The 23,007-nt window shown below is 61.1% G+C and carries 26 protein-coding genes; 16 read left to right on the top strand and 10 right to left on the bottom strand.

The features are described 5' to 3' along the window. The first annotated feature begins 1 nt into the window (after position 1). From GRX31_RS17110 to GRX31_RS17075, 8 genes are all read left to right on the top strand, one after another. Complete coding sequence (locus GRX31_RS17110; protein ID WP_160853861.1) at positions 2-1,453, top strand: TIGR03752 family integrating conjugative element protein; 1,452 nt, start codon at positions 2-4, stop codon at positions 1,451-1,453. Continuing rightward, the gene (locus GRX31_RS17105; protein WP_160853859.1) at positions 1,440-1,967 is read left to right on the top strand and encodes a TIGR03751 family conjugal transfer lipoprotein; all 528 of its coding nucleotides are present in this window, start codon (positions 1,440-1,442) and stop codon (positions 1,965-1,967) included. Before GRX31_RS17110 ends, GRX31_RS17105 begins: the two co-directional genes overlap by 14 nt. Continuing rightward, positions 1,967-4,921 (top strand): conjugative transfer ATPase, encoded by a 2,955-nt coding sequence (locus GRX31_RS17100; protein ID WP_202396614.1) that lies wholly within the window; start codon positions 1,967-1,969, stop codon positions 4,919-4,921. Before GRX31_RS17105 ends, GRX31_RS17100 begins: the two co-directional genes overlap by 1 nt. Next, the gene (locus GRX31_RS17095; protein ID WP_016446105.1) at positions 4,918-5,346 is read left to right on the top strand and encodes a TIGR03757 family integrating conjugative element protein; all 429 of its coding nucleotides are present in this window, start codon (positions 4,918-4,920) and stop codon (positions 5,344-5,346) included. Before GRX31_RS17100 ends, GRX31_RS17095 begins: the two co-directional genes overlap by 4 nt. A 98-nt stretch (positions 5,347-5,444) precedes the next feature. Next, positions 5,445-6,674, top strand: a complete 1,230-nt coding sequence (locus GRX31_RS17090; protein ID WP_160853857.1) for a TraU family protein — start codon at positions 5,445-5,447, stop codon at positions 6,672-6,674. Between the two features lie 10 nt (positions 6,675-6,684). Beyond that, a complete protein-coding gene (locus GRX31_RS17085; protein WP_160853855.1) occupies positions 6,685-8,067 on the top strand; it encodes an integrating conjugative element protein in 1,383 nt (460 codons plus the stop codon). Then, entirely contained in the window at positions 8,064-8,489 is a 426-nt protein-coding gene (locus GRX31_RS17080) for a hypothetical protein (RefSeq protein ID WP_141832166.1), read from the top strand. The genes GRX31_RS17085 and GRX31_RS17080 overlap by 4 nt, the downstream gene beginning before the upstream one ends. A 14-nt stretch (positions 8,490-8,503) precedes the next feature. After that, on the top strand, positions 8,504-10,144 hold the full coding sequence (locus GRX31_RS17075; RefSeq protein ID WP_160853853.1) for a conjugal transfer protein TraG N-terminal domain-containing protein: 1,641 nt from the start codon (positions 8,504-8,506) through the stop codon (positions 10,142-10,144). Between the two features lie 5 nt (positions 10,145-10,149). Here GRX31_RS17075 and GRX31_RS17070 read toward each other — a convergent pair whose 3' ends face one another. Beyond that, positions 10,150-10,404, bottom strand: coding sequence for a hypothetical protein (locus GRX31_RS17070; RefSeq protein WP_160853851.1), 255 nt, complete (start codon positions 10,402-10,404; stop codon positions 10,150-10,152). Between the two features lie 91 nt (positions 10,405-10,495). Between GRX31_RS17070 and GRX31_RS17065 the strand changes: the two genes are divergently transcribed. Continuing rightward, complete coding sequence (locus GRX31_RS17065) at positions 10,496-11,185, top strand: hypothetical protein (RefSeq protein WP_160853849.1); 690 nt, start codon at positions 10,496-10,498, stop codon at positions 11,183-11,185. Positions 11,186-11,193: 8 nt separating this feature from the next. Here GRX31_RS17065 and GRX31_RS17060 read toward each other — a convergent pair whose 3' ends face one another. The 4 genes from GRX31_RS17060 to GRX31_RS17045 form a co-directional block, all read right to left on the bottom strand. After that, positions 11,194-11,577 carry a hypothetical protein gene (locus GRX31_RS17060; RefSeq protein ID WP_160853847.1) on the bottom strand — a complete coding sequence of 128 codons (384 nt, stop codon included), beginning with the start codon at positions 11,575-11,577 and terminating at the stop codon, positions 11,194-11,196. An 86-nt stretch (positions 11,578-11,663) separates the two neighbouring features. Beyond that, positions 11,664-12,959 (bottom strand): Y-family DNA polymerase, encoded by a 1,296-nt coding sequence (locus GRX31_RS17055; protein WP_160853845.1) that lies wholly within the window; start codon positions 12,957-12,959, stop codon positions 11,664-11,666. Positions 12,960-12,974: 15 nt separating this feature from the next. Then, positions 12,975-13,391, bottom strand: a complete 417-nt coding sequence (locus GRX31_RS17050) for a LexA family protein (RefSeq protein WP_043792153.1) — start codon at positions 13,389-13,391, stop codon at positions 12,975-12,977. A gap of 245 nt (positions 13,392-13,636) precedes the next feature. Further along, positions 13,637-14,071 carry a mercury resistance transcriptional regulator MerR gene (locus tag GRX31_RS17045; RefSeq protein ID WP_010981353.1) on the bottom strand — a complete coding sequence of 145 codons (435 nt, stop codon included), beginning with the start codon at positions 14,069-14,071 and terminating at the stop codon, positions 13,637-13,639. Between the two features lie 68 nt (positions 14,072-14,139). Between GRX31_RS17045 and merB the strand changes: the two genes are divergently transcribed. The 4 genes from merB (at position 14,140) to GRX31_RS30585 (ending at position 15,824) form a co-directional block, all read left to right on the top strand. Beyond that, positions 14,140-14,778, top strand: a complete 639-nt coding sequence (gene merB / locus GRX31_RS17040) for an organomercurial lyase MerB (RefSeq protein ID WP_011405612.1) — start codon at positions 14,140-14,142, stop codon at positions 14,776-14,778. Between the two features lie 111 nt (positions 14,779-14,889). After that, positions 14,890-15,255 carry a mercury resistance co-regulator MerD gene (gene merD, locus GRX31_RS17035; RefSeq protein WP_000995361.1) on the top strand — a complete coding sequence of 122 codons (366 nt, stop codon included), beginning with the start codon at positions 14,890-14,892 and terminating at the stop codon, positions 15,253-15,255. Further along, the gene (merE, locus tag GRX31_RS17030; RefSeq protein ID WP_005413392.1) at positions 15,252-15,488 is read left to right on the top strand and encodes a broad-spectrum mercury transporter MerE; all 237 of its coding nucleotides are present in this window, start codon (positions 15,252-15,254) and stop codon (positions 15,486-15,488) included. The genes merD and merE overlap by 4 nt, the downstream gene beginning before the upstream one ends. 132 nt (positions 15,489-15,620) lie before the next feature. Continuing rightward, entirely contained in the window at positions 15,621-15,824 is a 204-nt protein-coding gene (locus GRX31_RS30585; protein WP_005413391.1) for a DUF3330 domain-containing protein, read from the top strand. Between the two features lie 38 nt (positions 15,825-15,862). Here GRX31_RS30585 and GRX31_RS17020 read toward each other — a convergent pair whose 3' ends face one another. From GRX31_RS17020 to GRX31_RS31205, 4 genes are read right to left on the bottom strand one after another with little or no spacing between them, the layout of a single operon-like run. After that, positions 15,863-16,477 (bottom strand): recombinase family protein, encoded by a 615-nt coding sequence (locus tag GRX31_RS17020; protein ID WP_010981357.1) that lies wholly within the window; start codon positions 16,475-16,477, stop codon positions 15,863-15,865. 60 nt (positions 16,478-16,537) lie between these two features. Next, positions 16,538-17,755 carry a TniQ family protein gene (locus GRX31_RS17015; protein WP_011405615.1) on the bottom strand — a complete coding sequence of 406 codons (1,218 nt, stop codon included), beginning with the start codon at positions 17,753-17,755 and terminating at the stop codon, positions 16,538-16,540. Beyond that, entirely contained in the window at positions 17,752-18,660 is a 909-nt protein-coding gene (locus tag GRX31_RS17010; RefSeq protein ID WP_160853841.1) for a TniB family NTP-binding protein, read from the bottom strand. The genes GRX31_RS17015 and GRX31_RS17010 overlap by 4 nt, the downstream gene beginning before the upstream one ends. A gap of 2 nt (positions 18,661-18,662) precedes the next feature. Next, on the bottom strand, positions 18,663-19,442 hold the full coding sequence (locus tag GRX31_RS31205; RefSeq protein ID WP_442874089.1) for a Mu transposase C-terminal domain-containing protein: 780 nt from the start codon (positions 19,440-19,442) through the stop codon (positions 18,663-18,665). Positions 19,443-19,808: 366 nt separating this feature from the next. Here GRX31_RS31205 and GRX31_RS31200 point away from each other — a divergent pair, with 366 nt between their 5' ends. Further along, entirely contained in the window at positions 19,809-20,069 is a 261-nt protein-coding gene (locus GRX31_RS31200; protein ID WP_442874088.1) for a hypothetical protein, read from the top strand. A gap of 126 nt (positions 20,070-20,195) precedes the next feature. After that, a complete protein-coding gene (locus tag GRX31_RS31195; RefSeq protein ID WP_442874087.1) occupies positions 20,196-20,330 on the top strand; it encodes a hypothetical protein in 135 nt (44 codons plus the stop codon). Between the two features lie 378 nt (positions 20,331-20,708). On the opposite strand, the gene GRX31_RS17000 is transcribed toward GRX31_RS31195, so the two are convergent. Continuing rightward, positions 20,709-21,596, bottom strand: coding sequence for an MBL fold metallo-hydrolase (locus GRX31_RS17000; RefSeq protein WP_232776335.1), 888 nt, complete (start codon positions 21,594-21,596; stop codon positions 20,709-20,711). Between the two features lie 115 nt (positions 21,597-21,711). Between GRX31_RS17000 and GRX31_RS16995 the strand changes: the two genes are divergently transcribed. Next, positions 21,712-22,668: a GlxA family transcriptional regulator gene (locus GRX31_RS16995; protein WP_034367474.1), complete on the top strand. Its 957-nt coding sequence runs from the start codon at positions 21,712-21,714 to the stop codon at positions 22,666-22,668. Positions 22,669-23,007: the final 339 nt, after the last annotated feature.

Genomic DNA, 23,007 nt, shown 5'->3' with positions numbered 1-23,007 from the left:
CATGGCAGTACCCAGAAACAAACTCATCCCCATCCTCGGGGCTCTGACGCTCGCGGGCGTGGTCAGCATTTTCCTCATGGGCCGCAGCGCGCCACCGGCCGCCGCACCAATGGCTGCTGTCCCCTTGCCGGCTACGGCCGGCGCGGACGAAGACACTGCAGCCGAGACCCTGGCCACGGTGGCAGCCAGCAACCGCGAGTTGCGCTCGGACGTCCAGAAAGTGATCCAGTTCAACGAGCAACTCGCTCGCGAAAACCGTGAAATGCAGCAGCGCAATTCGATGAATGGCGGCTCTGCAGCAGCGACTTCCACGTCTTCTGCGCCTGTCACAACCACGGGTTCCGGCCAGCCAGGTGCCGGCCCCGTCGATGTGATCGCCAATGCCTGGGGCAACGCCTCCGATGCCTTTGGCAACATCGGTGCTCCCCGCCCTGCAGGTGCTTCGCAGCCGCCCCTGCAGGGCTCCTATGGGGCAGGCGCTGGCTCAGCGTTCGACATGGGCGGCTCCGGGTCGGGCTACGAAGTGCTCGCGCCCATGGGCTACACCAAGCAGACCAGCACGGCCAATGGAAAGTCCACCACGCGCTATGTGCGTGCGCCGGGAGCAGCTGAGGTGGCTCCCAGCCCTGCAGGCCAAGGCGGCTCTGCAACGCGCGCAGCGCAGGCTGCAGCTGCCGTCAAGCCCGAACCCGAGCCCTACTACACACTTCCCGAGAACTCGACGCTGGCCGGCGTGACGGCCATGACCAGCCTGATCGGCCGCGTGCCCGTGAACGGTCGCGTGACCGACCCCATGCAGTTCAAAGCCATGGTGGGGCGCGACAACCTGGCGGCCAACGGCTGGGAACTGCCTGAGGATCTGGCCGGAATGATCATCACCGGCGTGGCGATTGGCGACATGGCCCTGTCCTGCACCGAGGGCAAGGTGCGCAGCATGACGTTCGTCTTCAACGACGGCGTCATCCGCACGGTGTCTGCGCGCCGCAGCGGCTCATCGACCAACGGGGGCCTGTCCTCGGGAACGAATGCCGATCTTGGCTTCATCAGCGACCTGCACGGCAACCCCTGCATCCAGGGCAAGTTCGTGACCAATGCGCCCACCTATCTCACGGACATCATCGGCGCCAAGGGCCTGGGCGTCGCGGCCGAGGCGCTGGCACAGGCCCAGACCACCACGCTCAACCGCGGCGACTCGACTTCGGCCTCTGTCACGGGCAACGCCGGCAGCTTCGCGCTGGGCCGCATGGGGTCAGCGGCCACAGAAGAGCTCACGCGCTGGCTCACCGAGCGACTCAAGAGCAGCTTTGACGCCGTGGTGACGCCCTCCGGCGCCCAGCTGGTCGTCCATCTGGACCGCGAGATCCCGATCGACAAGCCCGTCAATCCCCGCAAGGTCGTGCATCGCACGCAAGCCACCAATGCCCTGTCAGGAGCCCGCTATGGCCTCGAATAAGTTTTTTCCCATCACCCGACTCTTGGCCTGTGCACTGGCTGCCACCACCCTCGTCGGTTGTTCCGTCACTGGTCCACGCGAATCTCCGCTCAAGGAAGTCACCAAGGACAGCCCGACGCTGCTGGACATCTACCGTGGCAAGAACCTGCCCGGCCAGGGAGTCGCCCAGGGGGCTGAGCAGGGGGCCAGGCAGGCCTCGGCCAAGGAGACCGCACGCGACCGGCTGGAACGCGATTCTCAGGCCAGGCCAATTGCCCAGGCTGATGGCAACACAGCCCGCTACTGGTCGGCGCTGGAGCCCATGCAGCAGCGCTTCGCGCGTGTGGCCAACCCTGACCTGGTCATGGTCGTCTACCCGCACCTGGCCAGGGGCAAATACCCGGTGCCGGGCTACGTGACCGTCTTCCCGATGTACGAATCCACCGAGTACGCCATGCCTGGAGAATCCACCGAGGATCTGCAGCGCGGCCGCGCCGCATTCAGTGGCCGCGCCGGCGGCGGGGAGGCCCGCTGATGAACATCCTCGATCTGATCCTTGGTGGCAAGGCCAAGACCTCGTCCACCCCGTCCACACCGCCCTCTTCCGCGCCCACGCCTACTGCCGACCAAGCAGCACGCAGTGTGCCCGCTCCTGCAGCTGAGCGACCGATGACCGTGGGAGATCGCCAGCGCATGGCGCAGCGCCCGCCCTCCTTCACCGAGATGCTGCCCTATGTGACCTACTCGCCTGGCGAGCAGGTTTTCGTGATGCGCGACGGCGCGACCTGGGGCGCCATGTTCGAGCTCGATCCGGTGGCCACCGAGGCCCAGCCGCTGAGCTACCTGCAAGAGCGCTGCGACAAGGTGCGCGAAGCAATCACGGCCCTGCCCGAATCCGACACCACGCCCTGGATCGTGCAGTGGTTTGTCAATGACGACCGCAACATCGAGCAGCTGCAACAGCACCTTCATGACTACGTGCTGAGCCAGCACAAGGACAACCCAGCGCGGGGCCAGGAAGTGATCAATTCCGCCTACACCCAGTCGGTGCTGCAGGAGTTCCGCAAGCACCTGGAGCAGGCTTCCCGACCCCAGGGCCTGTTCACGGACACGCAGGTCACCGGACAGGTCTGGCGCGGCCAGCAGCGGCGTGTGCGCTGCTGCATCTACCGAAAATTCACCGGAGCCCCGTCCGAGCCTGGCTCGGCACAGCAGCAGATGGAAGCCGTGGCCACAACCCTCATGGCCACGTTCAACGAAGCGGGCATCGCGGCCAGGCGCTGCGACGGCAAGGACTTCTATGAGTGGCTGCTGCCCTTCTTCAACCGCGATGTGCCGTGGGCGCCGACACCGGGAGAGTTGCTCAAGACCTACCCTTATCCCGGTCCCAAGCCAGCCACGATGTTCGACTGGGACCTGGCCGAATCGCTCTCCCTGTCCCAGCCGCGCGCCGACCACGCTGGCGGCTATTTCGAGTTCGATGGCATTCCTGTGAAGGCGCTGACGCTCCAGAACATGCGCAGCGAGCCGTCCATTGGGCATTTCTCGGCCGAGACCCAAACAGGCAAAGAATCCTTCGCGCGGTTCGATCGACTGCCGGCAGGTTCCATGCTGTCGATGACCGTGGTGATCTCGCGCCAGGACCATGTCGAGCAGCAGATCGCACGCATCCGCGACAAGTCGCGTGCCCACACGCCCCAGGCCATGGAGACACACGCAGAGTGCGAGCGTGTGCTGCACCACATGATCGGCAATCGGGACAAGCTTTTCCCGATGATGATGACGCTGTACCTCACCGGCCGCGACAAGGCCGAGCTGGACAAGGCCGTCACCGAGGCCAATGCGCTGCTGGGGCCATCGGGCCTGCGGTTCATCGATCCCCGCCAGGACCTGGTGCCGCTGGACACGTTCATGCGCGCACTGCCGTTCAACTTCGATGTGGACTTTGACAAGAAGTACCTGAGCCGTTCTCGCCTGACGTTCGCCAGTCACATCGCCGCGCTGATGCCGGTCTATGGTCGCTCGCGCGGCACGCCCCACCCGGGTTTCTGGTTCTGGAACCGTGGCGGTGAGCCGCTGTGGATCGATCCCCTGAACAAGCGCGATCGCAAGAAGAACGCCCACATGCTTACGCTCGGGCCGACCGGCGCGGGCAAGTCGGCCACGCTCAACTACTTGGCCATGATGACCATGGCCATCCACCGCCCTCGGATGGTGATCGTCGATGCCGGCGAATCCTTCGATCTGCTGGTGGCCGACATGGCGGCCAAGGGCCTGAGCGTGCACCGCGTCACCCTGTCTCCCGACTGCCAGGAGTCGCTGCCCCCGTTCGTCCATGCATTCAAGCTGCTGGAAGACCAGGACATCATGGGCTCCTACCATGCAGCCGAAGAGCGAGCTCGTGCCTCGGCCGGCGTCGGCGTCGGCGTCACGGTCGATGAGGCTGCGGATGGCACGCCCTTGATGGCGTCCGTAGAAAACGCGCTGAACAGCCCGGCTCTCGCGCCGGCACAACTGGCGGACACCTCGGCCGAAGAAGACGAGGAAGACGAAAAGCGCGACTTCATGGGCGAGATGCTGATCTCGGCCATCCTCATGATCACCGGCGGCGAAAAGGCAGAAGTCGATCGCATGTCCCGTGCCGATCGATACCTGGTGTCCCGGGCCATCATCAGGGCAGCCGTCCGGGCGAAGGAGGAGCAACGCAAGCACCCCTTGACTCAGGACGTGGCCCTGGAGCTCATGGACATGCAACGCGACCCCTCGTTGTCCTCGCAACGGCAGAGCCGCGCTGAGGACATGGGGCAGGCGATGATGAATTTCACCATCGGCCTGCGCGGCACGCTGTTCAACACCTATGGCGTCGACTGGCCCGATGCCGATGTGACGCTGGTGGAAATGGGCACGCTCACCAAGGATGGCTATGGCGATGCCCTGGCCTTGGCATACTCCAGCCTGATCGACTCTGTGCAATCGCGCGGTGAGAAGTACCAGGCCGAGGGCCGGCCGCTGGTCAAGCTCACCGACGAGGGCCACTTGATCACCACGAATGAGTTGCTCGGCCCTAAGCTGGCCAAGGCCACGAAGATGTGGCGCAAGCTCTCCATCTGGTTCTGGCTCGCCACCCAGAATTTGCGCGACTTCCCCGACTCCATGGAGCGCGTGCTCTCCATGTGCGAGTTCTGGATGCTGTTGACGATGGACAAGTCCGAGATCCAGGAAGTGGCGCGGTTCCGCAACCTCACGCCCGAACAGCGGGCCATGATGGAATCCGCAAAAAAGGAGCCGCCCAAGTACACCGAGGGCGTGCTGATCAGCGCGCTTGGCCAATGGCTATTCAGGAATGTGCCACCGGCGCTCCCCATCGCCCTGGCCATGACAGAAGGCCACGAGAAAGCCCAGCGGCGCCGAATCATGGAGGAGCATGGCTGCAGCATGGTCGAGGCCGCATACAAGGTGGCCGAGCAGCTGGCGGAGGCGCGGGCATGAAGCAGATCCTAGCCACTGCCCTGCTCAGCATGGCCGCCGCCGGCGCCGCCGCACAGAGTCCTGCTGCGGTCACCTCGGTCGAGGTGTTCGCCAACTCGGCCACTCATGTCCGGGCCCAGCAGAACACGCCCTACGCGCTGCGCGTTTTCCGGCTCGATGCCATGGCCCAGGTCAGCCAGCAGATGAGCATCCGCCTGCCCATGGATGAGGCCCAGGCCAAGGCCTACATGCTGCAGCAGGAGGCCAACATCCGTGCCCGCTACAAGGACCAGATCGTCAATGCTGCCAACGGCATGTCGCTGGCCATCCACTACCGCCTCGATCGCCTGCCGGCCATCGTCATCAACCGGAGCTCCGTGATCTACGGGGTGGCCGACGTGGACCACGCTGTCGGTCTGTATCTCCAATCGAAAGGCCGTCGATGAGCCCAGTCCCTTCTACGCGCCCTACACGCCAAACACGCACAAAACGCCGGCCGGGGCGGCGAGCCCTCCTCTCGTCGGTCGCTGCAGCGGTGACATCGATGACCCTGGCGCTGGCCCCTGCTCCCGCGAACGCCATAACGACTCCAGGTGTGGTCGGCTACACCGCTGCAGCCGCGCCCTCCTGCGTGTCGTACATGGTGGAAGGTGTTTGCTTCTTCCTGCGCTGCAAGCTCACCTTCTGCTGGATCGAGACCAGTATCAAGATCAGCCACTACGTGCCAGACGTGGTTGTCAGCACCTACAACGACCCGTTGATGCACCCCTGGGCCGATCTCGGGACGCTGGTGGCCACCACGCTGACGGCCGCAGGTTCTTCCATCATCGGCCGAACCCTTGATTCGTCCGCAGGAGGCCTGGATACGCCTTCTGCCATGACCAATTACAAGAGTGCCGATGCCATCGGCAACCCAGCCGGTGCGCTGGCGGCCATGGTCGCCGGCGGCAGCGTTTCCATGCCCACCACGCTCACCATTCCGTCCGTCACCGAGTTGGCCAAATTCCCCACGCAGGAGCTGCCCAACATCGGCCGCCAGTGGGCATCGGTGCCCACGGACATTGCGAACACGGTCGCCTCGGACGCCAAGAAGATGCTGGAGGCACCCGCCCAGATGCTGGAGAGCCTGCAGACCATCATGAAGTCCATCCAGGGCATTGGCCAGGTCATCAAGATCGCCGAAACCGTGCAGCAGATCCAGGGAGGGCTGGAAGGCTTCCAGCAGCTGGGCAGCATGGTGTCCGGCGCCACGGGCGGGTCCATGCTTTTTTGCCCTGGCGGCGCCACGCTTTTCGGACTGCACATCCAGACGGAGATCGATGCCCCTTTCTGGCGCGGCGTGCTTCCGCTGGAAATGCTGTATCCGCAGTCGTGGGTGCCGGGCCTCGGAGAAGTCGGAAGCGGCTACACCCAGACCTGGGGGCCGACCTACCCGCGTACCGGCGAGATCATTCAGTCGCACCCCGTGAAGGCCTCGGCGGTGCTGGCTGAGCGGATCGCTTCGATCATCTACAAGTCGGCCCAGCCCCACATCTACACAAAGGTGGAGCCGTCCGGCGGCAGCCATGTCTACTTCGGCGGCCGTGGTCATCAGTGGCAGATGCTGCATCCGAGGCCTGCCTCCTCTTGCCTGACGTTTGGCGGTAACGACTCCCTGTCACTCACGACCTTCGGCGACGGCCAGACAGATCCAGCCGATGGCTACGCCTGGAACCTCTGGCAGCACTACATCTGCTGCCAGCGCCGCGGCATTTTTCTCTTCTCCGTTCCCTGAAGGATCACCGATGACTGCTTCATCTCGCCGGCAGCCCAAGGCGCTGCAGGCCATCTCGTGTGTCGCCGTGGCCTGCGCGCTGACCGCCCTCAGCGTGCCCGCGCAAGCACAGCCCGTTTCGTCCTCTAGCCTGTACTACCGCATGGGCGGCGGCTCGCCCAGCGGCATGGCGCCCAACCGGGGCTCCCTGTCCACCCAGCTCAGCGCTGGCGTGCGGGCCAACTATTCCTGCGGCAAGTTCGACATCGGCATGTCCTGGTCCACGCTGATGAACAGCATCCAGAACCTCGGTGCCACGGTCGCCGGGGCTGTGCAGGCCGGCATCGCCGCCCTGCCTCTGTACTTCCTGCAGCGCGCCCAACCGGGCCTGTATCAGCTCTTTCAGAACTTCAGCCAGAAGGCGGATCTGCTGGTCGCCTCCTCACTCAAAAGCTGCGAAGAGATGGAGTCGATGATCAAGTCCGGCAAGGACCCCTACGAGGACTACATCGCCCTGGCGAAGGGCGACGCGTGGAAGATCAAAGCCTCGCTGTCCGGCGACGTGGTGCAGGCCAAGGTGGACATCAACAAGAACGAGGAAGCTCAGAAAAAGGGCCTGGACTGGGTTTTCGGCTCCCGCGCCGGAGGCATCGGTACCGCCCCTATTCAGCCCATCCGTGACCTGGCCGTGGCCGGCTACAACGTGACGATCAACAAGTCGGCCAGCACCATCGCCACGGCCAACTACGGCAGTTCCTCCCTGTCATCGACCCGGCTGGTCCAAGCTTTCAAGGCTCCCGAGGATCTCGCCAAGTGGAGCACCGAGGTGCTGGGCGACCAGAAGATCTATCTCTGCACCCAGGACGCCAGCTGCCCGAACCCCACAGCCACTGTCACCGCCACAGGCCTGGCGCCGAAGTACGAGCAGGAGCTTGAAGGCGTGCTGCCCACGATGCGGACCCTCTCCATGGCAGAGACGGCAAGCCAAGCCGACTTGGCGAAGGTCAGCGCACCCGGCATGGCGGTGAGCCCCCAACTCATGGATGCCGTGCGCAAGCTGCCCACGGATATGCGCTCGGTGGCCGTGAATCGCCTGTCCCAGGAGATCGCCATGCACAAGGTCATCGACAAGGCGCTGATCGCGCGCAATGCGCTGATCTCGGGCATGAGTCTGCCCCAGGCCACGGCCGCCAAGCAAGTGAACAACGAAGTGCAGCAGCGCATCGACCGGCTGACGCAGTACATCGACGACATGATGTTTGAGTTCCGCATCCGCAAGGAAATGACTGGCGACACAGCGCTGGCAATCATGCAGAACCAGCTGGCGGCTGGGGCGGCAGCCGCAGGCGCCGCCGGCGGCGGTCGTGCAGACCGGGCACCCCTGGTCGATGGCCACGTGGGAGCTCCGCGATGATTCAAGACGCTCACGACATCGATGTCCAGAGTGCTGACCAGGCCAAGACACAGCGAGCCCCCTGGTGGCTCCGTGGCTGGATGCCCTGGCTCCTTTGTGCGATCGGCTTGCTGGCCATCGCCACGCTGGTGGCCAGCGTGCTGATCCGCTTGGCCCCCGCCCAGGTGCTGGAGCTCATGGCCTGGTTTCGCAACGCTTCCCGCCTGGGCGCCATAGGCCAGACCCTCGTGTGCATCTGGATCGTTGCGCGCTGGCGGCGTGTGGTGGCCTGGGGACGGCGCCGTGGCTTTGTCAGCAAGGCAGAGCACCGCGAGATCCTCCTGATGCGCTGGCGCGCGGCCGGCTTCCTGGCCCTCTATCTCATCGCCCTGCCCATCGGGCCTGGCAACCTTGGCCGGGCAGTGCTCGGCTGGTTCAACTGATCCCGGAGCGAATCATGCAGCTCGATAGCTATCTGGAGCTTTTTACGACCATGTACGGTTGGGCGTTCGCCAACCTGATCGGCGAGATCATCGTCGGCACCGGCCTGGTGGCCCTGCCCTTCGCGCTGATCGTCTTCCGAACATGGCATGAGGCCAAGGACCGCGGCCAAGGATTTGAGGGCGTGAGGTCCCTGCTGGAGTCCGTCCAGACCCGGATCATCACTGCGCTTTTCGTGATGTCCATGTGCTTCGCCACCACCCCGATCACGTCGCTGCACAACGTCAACATGACCTATGTGCCTGCGCGCAGTTTCGATGGGTCGGAACCCCAGCCGGTATCGCTCAAAGGCGGGACCAGGTCGGGCTATGACACAGCCATGGCAGATGCCGTCAACGGCTCATTCAGCAAGGCTGGCAACCTGTCGTATGTGCCGCTGTGGTGGTACTCCACGATGGCAATCAGCTCTGGTGTCAATGGTGCCTTCCGCGCCGGCCTGAGCAATGCCGGGCGCGACCTCCGCGTGATTGAGGACATGGCCAGGATGGCGACGATCGAAGATCCGGGCCTGCTCTATGACCTGCAGCGCTTCTATTCGGAGTGCTTCATCCCTGCGCGCAGCCAGTACCTGGCCATGGACAAGAGCAAGATTTCGCCTACCGGCAAAGCCTTGCTCGCCGAGGGCAGCGGCTACGGCCCGACCGATGTGGACTGGGTCGGCAGCCAGTTCTATCGCACCGAGGCAGGCTTTTATCCCAACATGCGCTCCTATAACCCGGTGCCAGGCTGGGCGATCGATTTCTCGCGCGACGTCGAGTACATCCAGACGCCGGCGCCTGAAGGCACGCCAGAGCACGGATATGTCAACCCTGACTGGGGCCGACCCACCTGCACGCAATGGTGGGAATCTGCATCGACCGGCCTGCGCGATCGCCTGATCAACAACACCAGTACCTGGCGAAACCTAACTCAGAAGGTGCAAAACACCCTCACATTCGCCAATGCCGATGAGGCAAAGGACAGCGTGGCACGCTTGGGTTTCGAGAAAGCGAATCCAACTTACGTCTCACCCGACAGAATTATGGGTGACGACTACGGCAAGGCAACTAATTTCGGCAGATCTATCGTTGGTGCTGCCAGTACATTTGGAGTTGCCAATAAGGCGTTAGATGCCTCTTTGGCCATGATTCCTCTGCTCAACGCGCTGCCTATGGTTCAGGCGTTAGTGCTTATGGCGCTATACATGTTTTTACCGCTTATTGTATTTCTTAGCGGCTATGATCTAAAGATGATGCTTTATGGGGCCATGGCCATCTTCACTGTGAAATTCTGGGCTGTGATGTGGTTCGTGGCGCGCTGGATTGATGCGCGTCTTATTGAGGCCATGTACCCTGGATTCTCGGGGAATGCAATAATGCAAGAGGTCACGCAGGTTTTCAGTTCTGGACAGCCTCAGCTGTACAAGAGGATGATTTTAAACATCCTTCTGATGCTGCTTTTCATTGGATTGCCCGCCATTTGGACAACCATGATGGGTTGGCTTGGCTACACTATGGGAATAGGTGTAGAAACTCTGAAGGGTGGAACTTCAATGGCAACAGGATCAGCGCAATCGACCAAATCTGGCGCACTTAGAGGCGCAAAAAAGATGCGATAGCAATCTTATTTTTTATCAATTGCGCAAAAATGTGCAAGCTCAAATTCATCGCAATCTCCCGCTGCGAAGGCTTGCATAGCGCTATATTTGTCGTTTACAAATGTTGTGTGATCATCTGCATCAGCATTGACCTCTTCTTCAGTAAATGAAGAAGTGATTGCATTTCCCATTGCAGAAAATATCAATCCGAAAATGATCAGGCAAATCCTGCCAACAAATTTGAACAGTGCAAAAACAAATTTGATAATGAAGTTCAGCATGGTGTTCCTCAAGAAGTCTCACGTAGCAGACCACACTAGCCCCGGTGCGGCGTACAAGCCCAAACCGCAGACTACACGGAACCCTTGCTCCATGCGCCAAGCTGATCGATGCTTAGCAATCAACACTGGGCAACTTCGTGCCCGGTTGACAGATCGTAACGCTTGCAAGCAGGATTGTAAAGTCTCCTCCGTCTGTCTCACTCCTCATACCCCATCAACAATGCATCTTAGAAACGCTCTCCACTCGACCCTTGCTGCTATTTTTCTCACAGGAGTGCCTGCGGCTGCATCTCAAGGCGCTGACCCGCACCTGTGGATTCCTATGCGGGAAATTGTCTTTAATAGCATTAACTTTGCATCAACAGGCACTGAAGAGGAACGCCAAATCCTCCAGCAAATCTGGTCAAAAGAGCTATCTGCACATCTCTCCGGCAACTCTAAGGAGTTGCCCGCATTCACGTTAGTCGGAGATGCTAGAGATAATGGTAAGCGAATAATATTCACAATGTTTGATGCTGCCGGCAGCGATCGTTGTGAAACTGCTGAGAACGGCGCCTCTGCACATGATATTTTTGTCTTGTGTAGAATGCGTGTATTAGCTTGGCCAATGTTGGGGTACAAATTTACCGACCTACCTAACTATTGCATGCTTCGCAGTGGCGGCGACAAGCAAAATCGCGTCGAATATTTTTACGACAAGAACCAAAAGATGGTGAAATTCAGGACAATTCAATATGGAAAACCAGTTCAAAATTGCAGTAGAGCGTTGAAGCTTGGATGATTGAACGCTCATTTAGCAACTAAACACTTAGCCTTAATAATTTCACCAAAACGGAATACTTCAGCAATTTTCTCATCACCAGATTTTTTTATTGACTGCGAATATGCCAACTTAGCAAGTCTCTCGGAAAGCTCCATCTCATCCTTGCTTTCAGAAAACTTCCGTATACCATTTATCGTTTGCTTTAGAGTCTGAGAGCCTTTCTGCCGGCTATTCATAAGACTGTTAGCTAACTTCTCAATATCCCTACAGATCATACTTCTATTTGCTCCACTTAACGAAGAGATAGCTTTAGGGAATTGCAAATCATCAAATTCATTTGAAAATGCTGGCCCGACGCTTCCCAAAAATAAGACAAAAGTATAAATTGTTATAAACCGTACTCTTTTCATAGAAGATCGCTAATGTAAAAAATTCATGCTTTGCAATTGTATATCAATTGCAGATTGGAATTTTAAACATTTTGGCCTTGCATAAACTATGCGCGCGCCATTGGAATGTCTGCAATTTCAGTCGTGTACCTGGGAGTGCGCCGCTCTTGGCGCATCTGCCAACTTCTCGTGTCTCCAGTATTGCCAGCACTGCCTACATGGACTGCGCCCTTCCCGAAGCGCGCATTAATGCTGTCGATCGCACTCATCAAGCGGCTCTGATCACGTGTTGAAACTTCTTCAAGCGGTAGATCCGCCTGCTGTACCTCAGGCCCCGAAATGTCTAGCAAGATGACTCCTGCCTTCACGAAGTCATAGCCCGGCTCGTAGATTGAACGCATGCCGGCTACCGCCGCAGACACAAGCTGGCGAGTGTCGGCCGTCGGCCGCATGGGCACAATCGTTGAGCGGTAGAGGCGTGGTCCAGGCCGGTGTGGCGATGTGTGCACGAAAACCTGCAGCTGACTCGCGCGACCATCCTGCTCGCGCAATTTCTCTGCCGCACGGGTTGCATATTCGCTGATCGCTTCGAGCAACTGATGCAGTGCCGTCACCGATCGCCCAAAGGACCTGGTGCACGCGATCATTTGCTTCGGTGCCGGCGCAACGTCAAGCTCAATGCAACTCTGGCCGCGGAGCTCACGCACAGTGCGTTCCAGCGTCACGTTCCAACGTCTGCGAACTGTGCTGGGGTCCAACTGAGCAAGTTCCCAAGCCGACAGAACGCCGCCATCTGCCAGCTGTGACGCAATGCGACGGCCGACACCCCATACATCCGCAGCAGCTGTTGCATGCAACAGCTGTTGCCGACGTTGAGCAGACTGCTCTGTCAGGTTGCAGATCCTGGCCAAGTCCGATGGGTAGCTGCCTGGCTTGCGCTCCGCATCTTTTGCGATGTGATTCGCCAATTTAGCCAGGGTTTTTGTCTCGGCAATGCCGATGCAGCATGGAATGCCCACCCACTGCAAGATCCGCTCGCACACGGCGCAGGCGCGACGAGTGAGATCGCGTATGCCATCGAGGTCACCGATGAACGACTCATCGATTGAATAAATCTCCTGCGCCGGGCCGAGCCCTGCAGCCACGCTCATCATGCGGTCGCTTATGTCACCATATAGGGCAAAGTTCGCTGAGAGGGCGATCAGCCCATGTGTGAGCTGGAGATGCTGGATCTCGAACCAAGGCTGCCCCATCTTGATGCCGATAGCCTTCGCCTCGTTAGACCTGGCGATGGCACAGCCGTCGTTGTTTGACAAAACGATCACCGGCTTGCCGACGAGAGAGGGTCTAAAAATTCTCTCGCACGACACATAAAAATTGTTGCCGTCAACAAGAGCGTACATCGAGAGTTCCTTCGCCTAGGTCTTGAATCGCTTGATGCAAGCGGTCACGACACCCCAAATTTCGAGGGTCTGCCCCTCGCGCGGAACGATGTCTGGGTAGGTTGGGTTTCCAGCCTTAAGCCGCACCACGCCGCCGACCAGGTGCAGCTTCTTGACAGTGAAATCATTGTCCACAACGCCCACGACAATGTGCCGGTGCTGTGGCTTGATCGCCCGATCTACAAGGATGAGGTCGCCGTCATCAATCCCTTCCTCGCACATCGAACTGCCGGCGACGCGCAGCAGGAAGGTGGCCTGTGGATGGCTGATGAGCTCTGTCGTTAGATCGATGCGCTTTGCAGCGAAGTCAGCGGCTGGTGATGGAAAGCCAGCACGGACACATGCATCGCCTGCAGTGACGAAGCAAGTCCCTTCGATGGGGCGCGGCTCCATGGGGGGAAGACTGTGCGCGTTCGGCATAAGAAAATCCAGACACTGTAATTTCATACAGTATACGCCGTATAGAGCCAACGATCGCAGCCTTGATCGAAGGGCATGGGGCTCGGGTCGCGCTCTACGAGTGAGCCACGGCTAGGAAAAGCACTTGGAATCTTTCTTTGTATTGCACAATACAAAGATCATGCATCACGCCACCACCTCATCTTGGGGGCACCTCAGAAAACGGAAAATAAAGCACGCTAAGCTGTGGAAGCCCCTGCCAAGCTCGTTCCACCTTGCAACGACGCAATCAGCGGACACGAAACATTCCCCTGCCGCGAATGGCAGGCGCACACCAGGTCAGACAGCACAGCCTCCATGCGCGCCAAATCGGCCATCTTCTCGCGCACGTCTTGGAGCTTGTGCTCGGCCAGGCTGCTGGCCTCCTCGCAGTGGGTGCCATCGTCGAGCCGCAGCAACTCGGCGATTTCATCCAGGCTGAAGCCCAACCGCTGGGCCGATTTCACGAATCGCACCCGTGTCACGTCCGCCGCGCCATAGCGGCGAATGCTGCCATAGGGCTTGTCCGGCTCGGGCAACAAGCCCTTGCGCTGATAGAACCGGATGGTCTCCACGTTGACGCCGGCTGCCTTGGCAAAAACGCCAATGGTCAGGTTCTCCAAATTATTTTCCATACCGCTTGACTCCGTACATGAGTACGGAAGTAAGGTTACGCTATCCAATTCAAATAGGAGATGGAACCATGAAGCTCGCCCCATATATTTTAGAACGTCTCACCCCGACCAACCGGCCCAAAGGTTTTGCGGAGTTCTTGGTCGCGCTACTGGGTGAACTTGCCAAGGGACGCCCGATTTCGCGAACTACGCTTGCCAGGACTCTTGGCTGGCCCGCTGAGCAAGTGGCGGCTGTGCTCGAACAAGCCACCAGTACCGAATACGACAACGATGGGAACATCATCGGCTATGTCCTCACCTTGCGCGAGACGTCGCATGTCTTGGAAATTGACAACCGCCGGCTGTATGCCTGGTGCGCGCTGGACACCCTGATGCTCCCGGCGTTAATCGGCCGTACAGCTCGCGTCTCGTCGCATTGCGCTGCAACTGGAGCACCCGTTTCGCTTACGGTTTCACCCAGCGAGATACAGGCTGTCGAACCTGCCGGCATGGCGGTGTCCTTGGTATTGCCGCAGGAAGCAGCCGACGTTCGTCAGTCCTTCTGTTGCCATGTACATTTCTTTGCATCTGTCCCGACGGCGGAAGACTGGGCCTCCAAGCATCAAGGATTGGAAGGATTGGCGATCGTCAGTGTCCACGAGGCTTTCGGCTTGGGCCAGGAGTTTAATCGACATCTGTTGCAGACCATGTCATCTAGGACACCGTGATCGGATATCGACCCAATGTTCTACGGCACCGGCATCGGATTCGCAGCGCGCGGATTGAACTCGGCGAAACGGTATATGCATTGCCGTGAACCGACCAAAAGGAGGTGTTCGATGAACGCCTACACGGTGTCCCGGCTGGCCCTTGATGCCGGGGTGAGCGTGCATATCGTGCGCGACTACCTGCTGCGCGGATTGCTGCGGCCAGTCGCCTGCACCACGGGTGGCTACGGCCTGTTCGATGACGCCGCCTTGCAGCGACTGTGCTTCGTGCGGGCCGCCTTCGAGGCGGGCATCGGCCTCGGCGCATTGGCGCGGCTGTGCCGGGCGCTGGATGCGGCGAACTGCGATGAAACTGCCGCGCAGCTTGCTGTGCTGCGTCAGTTCGTCGAACGCCGGCGCGAAGCGTTGGCCAATCTGGAAGTGCAGTTGGCCGCCATGCCGACCGCGCCGGCACAGCATGCGGAGAGTTTGCCATGAACAGCCCCGAGCGCATGCCGGCCGAGACGCACAAACCGTTCACCGGCTACCTGTGGGGCACGCTGGCCGTGCTGACTTGCCCCTGCCACCTGTCCATCCTCGCTGCCGTGCTGGCCGGCACAACCGCCGGTGCATTCCTTGTCGAGTATTGGGTCATCACGGCGCTCGGTTTGACCGGCCTGTTTCTTCTGTCACTGGCGCGGGCGTTGCGGGCATTCAGGGAAAGATCATGAGCGCTTCCCGGCCGGATGGATGGACTACGGCGGAGGGCCCAAGCGTTCGAGCGCGGGCAAGGCTTTCTGTTCGCAAAGCCGATGCCGGCGGCGGCATTCGCCGTCTTCGTCAGTCAATGGAGGGGTGCCACCATGAATGCAAATGATCCGACCGCCACCAGTTGCTGCGTGTGCTGCAAGGAAATTCCGCTCGATGCCGCCTTCACACCGGAAGGCGCGGAGTACGTCGAGCACTTCTGCGGGCTGGAGTGTTATCAACGTTTCCAGGCGCGGGCCAGCACTGCGACCGAAACGAGCGGCGAACCGAACGCTTGCGGTTCGCCGCCGTCAAATTGAGACAAACCACGCTTTCGCTACGTCGCCTCATGTCGGCATCAAATTCGGCTGAGTAGCTTCTCGCCATCTGGACGTAGCTCGCCCTTGGGTGAAATATGCCGATACAGGGTCTGCCGCGTGATGCCAAGTTCCTGGCACAGGTCGCCGACCTTGGTCTCTGACTGCCCCATTGCCGCCATCGCCAGCCGCAGCTTGGCGGCGGTCATCTTGAACGGCCGGCCGCCTTTCCGGCCGCGTGCCCGTGCTGAGGCCAGGCCCGCCACGGTGCGCTCGGCGATCAACTCGCGCTCGAACTCGGCCAGCGCGGCGAAGATACCGAAGACCAGCTTGCCGGCGGCGGTCGTGGTGTCAATGGCCGCGCCGTGCCCGGTCAGCACCTTGAGGCCGATGCCGCGTCCGGTCAGGTCATGGACGGTATTGATCAGATGGCGCAGGTCGCGCCCGAGCCGATCCAGTTTCCAAACGACCAACGTGTCGCCTGGCCGTAGTGCCTTCAGACAGCTCGCCAGACCGGGACGATCCTCGCGTTTTCCGGACGCTTGGTCTTCATAGAGATGCGCCGGATCAACACCGGCCGCGACCAGCGCATCGCGCTGCAAGTCCGTCGCCTGGGAGCCATCCGCCTTCGATACTCGCATGTAGCCAATCAGCATCTTGTACCTGTCACATATACGTTCGATTATGTGACAGTTTGCATCGGGAAGCTCTGCACGTCAAAATTTGTCACTTAACCCGTCATTCTGTCTAAGGCATGCAAAGGGTAGGCTAGGCTCATAATGTGACAGAAATTCCGGGGGGATGCCTTCCTTCGCGAAGGTGGCGCGCAACTGTTCCAAGGAAGCGGGGTCGCGCCGACCATAGGAAGCCAACGCGAACAGCGAGCGTGCCGTCTCGGGGTTGTGTCGTGCTTCAATGATGGCCTCATCAATGGCCTGGATTGCACGCTGCCAGTGATCGACGGGTTCGGGCTTCGGCGCTTTCGCCGGCAGGCCACTGGTGAACCCGGTTTGGGGCTCGGACCAGAATAGCTTTGCGTGCTCGCCTGGCGGGCTTATATCCCTCACCTCAATCAAGCTGATTGCCGTTGCCGCCGCCTCCAGCATCTGCAACCGTACTGCCGGGTTCAGGGTTTCATACGGTCGCCACAGACTTTGCCCAGCACGCAGCGGATGCCCGCAGCATTCCCAGATTTGGCGGAGATACCCCGCGTAGGTGCCGCACGTCGAAAGCGGGGTGTTCAGCTCATCGAGCAGCGTGCGTAGCAGCCTAAACCACAATCCGGCGTGGATGCGTCGGCGCGGCAACTCCACGTGGCCGGTCGTCAGTGCCTGCCAGGTACGCTGGTCCATCGCCGCAATCGCGTCGCTGGCAGTGCGCGGTTCGGCGTCGGCGTTCTCCCAGCCGAGAAACCGCCCTGGCACGCCCCAATAGGATTCCAGCCAGCAGCCATGCAGTGGGCAGCTCAGCATCAGGGGCAGCTTCCACGCGAGCAGTACGGCTTGGTTCTCCGGATCGTTCAGACAGAGCGGGCAGGCGCGATGTATCGGCTGGCTGGGCAGCCAGGCACGCCAGCTCGTGATGGATCGTGTCCTACGGCGGAGTTTCGGCAGCAGCACCGAGAGCTGGAACGCATAGGTTTCCAATGCATCTGGAATCTGATCATCAAGGCTGTCCAGTAGCCAAGGCACCCAGCCGGCGAAACTCATGCAACGCAGCCGGTCCGGCTCGATGCCGCTCCGCTGGGAGAGCATCGCCAGCAGCGCCAGTGGTGGCGCGGTGTCCAGGTCATCAACCTGGCCGTGACCAAGATCGTGCTCCAGCAGCTCGGACACCTCCATGTGATAGCAAAGGGCCACGCGGTTGAGCCACGAAGACAAGGCTTCGCCTTCCCTGGGAGCCGGATGCAGTGGCCAGTGTGGCGCTGGCTTCACATCAGTTCCCGCTCGAATTGCCGCCGCCGCTCGCTGGGACCGGTGTAATCGGCCATGCTGAGCGTGCGATGGTTGATCGCTTCCTCACCGCTCTCCACGGCAGCGACGGCCGCCGCCATCAACAGGTGCGCCAGCTCGCCGATGGTGCCCTCGCTGCGCGTGAGCAGGTAGCGGGCCATATCCAGCGTGGCAATCGACGAGGGTCGCCGCAGCGGGAGCGAAGCCGCGAAGCTGGCCAGCAGTGAGCAGCAATCGTCGTTGGCCTCCCACACCGGCAGCATCATCGGCTCGAAGCGGTTTTCCAACTGGTCGTCCGAGCGGATCGCCAAGTAGGCATCGCGTGTGCCGACCCCGACCAGCGGGATGCGCAGCTCGTTGCCGAGGAAACGCAGCAGGTTGAGGAATTCCCGGCGGTTGACGCTGTTGCCGGCCAGGACGTTGTGCAATTCGTCGATCACCAGCATGCGCACGCCGACCTTGCGTAGCAGTGCCAGCGCCAATTGCTCCATTTCCGGCAGCCGTGGGCGCGGGCGCAATGGCGCGCCCATCGCGGCAAGTAGCGCGACGTAGAAGCGGATTACCGACGGTTCGGATGGTATCTGCACGACCAGTACCGGAATGTGCTCCTGGTCGGCGTCGGAGCTGGCCGGGTGGGTGCGGCGGAATTTCTCGACGATCATCGACTTGCCGTTGTTGGTTGGACCGACCAACAGCAGGTTGGGCATGCGTTGTTTGTTCGGCCACGCATACAGGGCTTCCAGCCGATTCAGCGCCTCGACTGCTCGCGGATAGCCGATCCAGCGGTCAGCGCGAAGGCGATGGATGCGTTCGTCCGCCGGAAGACGGGCCAAGCCCTGGGCCACCGGCATCAGGTGGGACAAGTCGATGATGGGATATTCTTCCACGGCTACCACTCCTCAATCTGGTCGAACGGTTTGGCAGGTGGCTGGTTGTCTGCCTGCGGGTCAGCCATGTCCGCGTCCGGTGGTGGCGTGGTTTTGAAAAGAACTGCCGTTGCCTTGAGATGCTGGCGTCGATCCGCGTCGCGCCGCGCCTTGCGCGTAGCTTTCTGCGCGGTGGACACGATTTCGCGCATCTGGCCGATCATGCGAAACAGCGCCGACTCATCCACCTGTTCGCGCCCTTGCTGCCGCAATTTCGCCAGCGCCTGTCGTTGTTCCCAGAGGGTGACAGCCGGGTGCGACAAGGTGCGGTATGGAATTTCCAGATAGTGCTGCCCCTCCGGCTCCAGCACCCAAATGCGGCTGATGTCGCGCGGGTCGCGCCGGATCAGGAACGCAGGCAAGCGGTCGCGCCGAGCTATCCACGGCTTGAGCGCATCGGCGTAGTAATGGATGTGGTCGATGACGAAGCCGGTGCGGGTCAGCGTGCGGCGGATGATGGGCAGAAAATCGACCAGAAAAGCCGTGGTGCGAGTGATGACGGTTGGCACGCCGGTCCGCGCGATAGCTTCGGCCCAGCGCGCTGCCGGCGGCTGGAGCAGGCCGTTGTGCACGGAGCCGTGGTAGGTGCCGACCGCCAATGTGAGCCAGCGCTCCAGCTCACGCAGCGTCAGGGYGGCCWTSTTYTCGGAATCGTASTCGCCGCGCTGGYCRGGRTTGGAGAAGGTCGTCCCYGGYAATTCGTCGTGGATCATCTGCATCGCCGTGCCGATGATCCGTTCCACGATGCCGCCGTAGTGCGGCTGSCCKRGYGGGCGATAGTCMAGCCGGATGCCATGCTGYTCGCAGCCWCGGCGYAGCGCTTCGCTYTTGAACTCGGCCGCGTTGTCCAGRTAGAGCAGCCTGGGCTTGCCGCTCATCGGCCASTCCATTTCYAYRTTCAGMCCYTCCAGCCAGGGMCGCTTGTCGCAGGCGRCATGCRCRAGGCAYAGGCCGACCGARACRGMKGACGGCGCTTCCAGCGTGACSACCATGCCGAGYACGCAGCGSGTRAACACGTCGATGGCGAKGGTCARATAYGGRCGGCCAATCGGTTGCCGGTCGCGCTCGTCSACCACGATCAGGTCGATGACSGTGTGRTCRATCTGCACTTGTTCCAGTGGCGCGGTCACGGCGGGAGGCTCACCACCGACACCTTGCAGGCTGCGGGACGCATCCTGACCTTCCCGGCGGCGAGTGGCCTTGAGCGGATCGAGGCCGGCGATCCGCAGAGCCACGGTGTTGCGCGCCGGCGCCCGCAGCTTTTGCGCTTTGCAAGCCTGCGCGACCTCGCGGTGGAACGCTGCCAGGCTACGCTTCTGCTTGGTCAGGAAGCGCTTTTGCAGCAACTCGCGGATGATGCGCTCAACTGATTCCGGCAAGCGTCCCTTGCCTTTTCCGCCGCCGGATCGGCTGCGAGCCAGGTCCGTCACAAGCCCAGCACCTTGCCGGGCACGGCGGATTAGGACATACACCTGCCGCCTGGACAGGCCAAGCGCGTGAGCAGCGGCATCGGCGGCTTCATGCCCGACCACATCAAGCGCTGCCAGCGGCCCGATGATTTCCGCCCGTTGCCGGGCCTGCGCCCAAGCCGCATCGGGCAGGGTGGCCACGCCTTGCTCGGCAATCAATGATGTGTCTGACGCCATGCTCACACCTCGCTTTGGTGCACACGAGTATTGAGCATAGTCGAGATTGGTGCAGATGACTTCTGATATTGCGTTGTCAGGAGTCGCCTGCACATCTGGCGTTACGCCCCGTCAATTGGTGCAGTCGTCTTCTGAAAATGACAGCGGCAAGCTGTCGCACAACTTAGGACTTATGCGACGTTTACAATAAATTCCTTGGCCTTGAGCCTGTCGTTTTCAGAAGACGGCTGCACTGAACGTCAGAAGCCGACTGCACTATAGCAGCGGAGGGGTTGGATCCATCAGGCAACGACGGGCTGCTGCCGGCCAAAAGCGGTCTCTGGTCCCCCGTGTCCGGTCTTGACGACGAGGCACCGTAGTAGTTTAGAACCGGAGGGTTTCGCCATCCTCGGGAATCAGCACCCGTTGCTCAATTTTATGGTCTTGCACAAACTCACGCAGGGCCTTGCGGGTGAGTGACATGTGGTTCACCGCATCCATGTGCACGGCCACGATGGCCGCATGGGGCGCTGCCTTGGTGGCCTGGAGTGTGTCCTGCTTGCCCATGATGATGGGATGCTCCTCAAAGCCACTCACGAGCGCGCTCCCTGTGTTGAGGATCACCACGTCGGGCTTGTGCAGCTTCAGTGCCTGATCCACTTCCGGACGCCACACCGTGTCCCCCGCCACGTAGACCGTCTTTGCCTGCGGCGCCGCAAACACGACCCCCATGACCGGGCCCATGAACGCCGCACGCGCGGGGTCGGCAAACCACAAATCCGTGCCGTGCTGACCGCCGGTCCTGCTCAGCTTCACACCCTTGAAGGTGGTGGAGCCGGTGAGCACGCGGACGTCCTGGAAGCCTTGGCTGCGAATGAGCTTGGCATCCGCTTCGTTCTGCGTGAAGACCGGCAGGCTCTTGGGGATCGCCTTTTGAGCGGCCTCATCCCAATGGTCTGTATGGGTGTGGGTCACGACCACTGCTTCCACGCTGTCCAGCACATCCTTCACTGAAAAGGGCAGCGCGACCAAGGGGTTTCTCAGTTCGCTGCGGTAAGTGCCCGGGAAGCCGGGGAACGCCCCTTGGTCCGACAGCATCGGGTCGACCAGGAAGGTCGTGCCAGCAAAGTCGATCTTCACCGTGGCGTTACGGATCTGCTGCACTTTGACCGAGGTGCCGGTGACGGTTGCCGGTGCAGACCAGGCGGTTGCCGCAAAGGCGCCCAGCGACAGCGAGACCAGCAGGGGAGTGAAAGCTTTCATCGAGAACATGGGGGACACCCGCGTTGAGTTGAAGAGGCCTCCATGGTCGTGTCTCTCGCCCCTTTGTAGAATTGACCCAAGCGTCAATATTCGAAAGAATTGGGCCACTTCACCCAGGAGCTTCATGTCAAAGCGACTTCCCCTCGTGGCCCTCGTGAGCTACCCGCACTTCAGCCCGTTTCACTTTGGCGTGCCGTTCTTGATCTTCAGTGCGCAGTTGCCCGAGCAGGCGCTGTTCGATCTGAAGATCGTCACGCCAGGCGGCACCGCGCTGGCGGCCGAGCGGGCCTTGTTCGTCCAACCCGATGGCGGGCTGGAGTTGCTGGCCAAGGCTGACATCGTCGTGATCCCCGGTTGGCATGATCTGGCCGAGCGTCCTGAGCCCGAGCTGATAGCCGCCTTGCGCCAGGCCCGCCAGCGGGGTGCCCATGTGGTGGGGCTGTGCTACGGCGCGTATGTCCTCGCCTATGCGGGCTTGCTGGATGGCAAACGCGCATCCACACACTGGATGGCGGAGCAGGATTTCAAGCTGCGCTTTCCGCAAGTGCAACTGGACATGAATGCGCTGTATGTCGATGACGATGGCCTGATCACATCGGCGGGAACAGGGGCGGGCCTGGACTGCTGCCTCTACATCGTGCGCAAGTTCTACGGCCAGAAAACGGCCAACAAAGTCGCCCGGATGATGGTGGTGCCGCCTCACCGCGAAGGAGGACAGGCTCAGTTCATTGAACAGCCGCTTGCCCCTTCCACGCAAGATGCCAGGATCAATCAGTTGCTGGACCATTTGCGCCAGCACCTGAACCAGGTCCACTCGGTCGATGCGCTGGCCCAACGCGCCGCCATGAGCCGGCGCACGTTCACGCGCCACTTCAGCAAGGCGACCGGCATGTCGTTGGGAGACTGGCTCATCAACGAACGCCTGCAGCGGACCCGAGAGCTGCTGGAAAGCACCACCTTGCCGGTGGAAGCCATCTCTGACCTGGTCGGATTTCAGAACCCGACCTCGCTGCGTCAGCACTTCAAGCGCAGAAACCAGGTCAGTCCCAGTGAATGGCGAAGAACCTTTGGGCGCGCGTGAGCTTTGTCTGCTCCGGGCGGGACAGCGTCATCCAGCTACCTGCGCCACTGACTCAGCCTTGTCCAGCCGGCCGCGCCGCACGAACAGACTGACCAGCCGTTGACGGATCGCCACCTGGAGTTCCGCCAGTTGTTCCGGCGTGATGCGAATTTCACCCGCTCGACGAGCGCAACACCGGCGCCGCCTACGCCAAGAACCGGCGAATCGAACTCAAACTCACGAACCGCTGAGCGCCGCGTCACCGCGCTGCTGCGCCAGCCAGTCGCGCGGGGCGCAGCCCATGCGCACGCGGAAGGCGCGCGCCAGAGCGTTCCGCGGAAGGCGCGCGCCAGAGCGTTC

Origin of the sequence: Delftia sp. CH05 (genome assembly GCF_009827015.1) — a bacterium.
GTDB classification, from domain to species: Bacteria; Pseudomonadota; Gammaproteobacteria; order Burkholderiales; family Burkholderiaceae_C; genus Comamonas; species Comamonas tsuruhatensis.
The sequence above is the reverse complement of the archived record's forward strand: the minus strand, read 5'-3'. Positions and strand labels throughout refer to the sequence as shown.

Bases quoted from the DNA above. Each gene is read 5' to 3' on its own strand.
- GRX31_RS17110 (WP_160853861.1), top strand. From the start codon at position 2: ATGGCAGTACCCAGAAACAAACTCATCCCCATCCTCGGGGCTCTGACG.
- GRX31_RS17105 (WP_160853859.1), top strand. From the start codon at position 1,440: ATGGCCTCGAATAAGTTTTTTCCCATCACCCGACTCTTGGCCTGTGCA.
- GRX31_RS17100 (WP_202396614.1), top strand. From the start codon at position 1,967: ATGAACATCCTCGATCTGATCCTTGGTGGCAAGGCCAAGACCTCGTCC.
- GRX31_RS17095 (WP_016446105.1), top strand. From the start codon at position 4,918: ATGAAGCAGATCCTAGCCACTGCCCTGCTCAGCATGGCCGCCGCCGGC.
- GRX31_RS17090 (WP_160853857.1), top strand. From the start codon at position 5,445: ATGACCCTGGCGCTGGCCCCTGCTCCCGCGAACGCCATAACGACTCCA.
- GRX31_RS17085 (WP_160853855.1), top strand. From the start codon at position 6,685: ATGACTGCTTCATCTCGCCGGCAGCCCAAGGCGCTGCAGGCCATCTCG.
- GRX31_RS17080 (WP_141832166.1), top strand. From the start codon at position 8,064: ATGATTCAAGACGCTCACGACATCGATGTCCAGAGTGCTGACCAGGCC.
- GRX31_RS17075 (WP_160853853.1), top strand. From the start codon at position 8,504: ATGCAGCTCGATAGCTATCTGGAGCTTTTTACGACCATGTACGGTTGG.
- GRX31_RS17070 (WP_160853851.1), bottom strand. From the start codon at position 10,404: ATGCTGAACTTCATTATCAAATTTGTTTTTGCACTGTTCAAATTTGTT.
- GRX31_RS17065 (WP_160853849.1), top strand. From the start codon at position 10,496: ATGCGCCAAGCTGATCGATGCTTAGCAATCAACACTGGGCAACTTCGT.
- GRX31_RS17060 (WP_160853847.1), bottom strand. From the start codon at position 11,577: ATGAAAAGAGTACGGTTTATAACAATTTATACTTTTGTCTTATTTTTG.
- GRX31_RS17055 (WP_160853845.1), bottom strand. From the start codon at position 12,959: ATGTACGCTCTTGTTGACGGCAACAATTTTTATGTGTCGTGCGAGAGA.
- GRX31_RS17050 (WP_043792153.1), bottom strand. From the start codon at position 13,391: ATGGAGCCGCGCCCCATCGAAGGGACTTGCTTCGTCACTGCAGGCGAT.
- GRX31_RS17045 (WP_010981353.1), bottom strand. From the start codon at position 14,071: ATGGAAAATAATTTGGAGAACCTGACCATTGGCGTTTTTGCCAAGGCA.
- merB (WP_011405612.1), top strand. From the start codon at position 14,140: ATGAAGCTCGCCCCATATATTTTAGAACGTCTCACCCCGACCAACCGG.
- merD (WP_000995361.1), top strand. From the start codon at position 14,890: ATGAACGCCTACACGGTGTCCCGGCTGGCCCTTGATGCCGGGGTGAGC.
- merE (WP_005413392.1), top strand. From the start codon at position 15,252: ATGAACAGCCCCGAGCGCATGCCGGCCGAGACGCACAAACCGTTCACC.
- GRX31_RS30585 (WP_005413391.1), top strand. From the start codon at position 15,621: ATGAATGCAAATGATCCGACCGCCACCAGTTGCTGCGTGTGCTGCAAG.
- GRX31_RS17020 (WP_010981357.1), bottom strand. From the start codon at position 16,477: ATGCTGATTGGCTACATGCGAGTATCGAAGGCGGATGGCTCCCAGGCG.
- GRX31_RS17000 (WP_232776335.1), bottom strand. From the start codon at position 21,596: ATGTTCTCGATGAAAGCTTTCACTCCCCTGCTGGTCTCGCTGTCGCTG.
- GRX31_RS16995 (WP_034367474.1), top strand. From the start codon at position 21,712: ATGTCAAAGCGACTTCCCCTCGTGGCCCTCGTGAGCTACCCGCACTTC.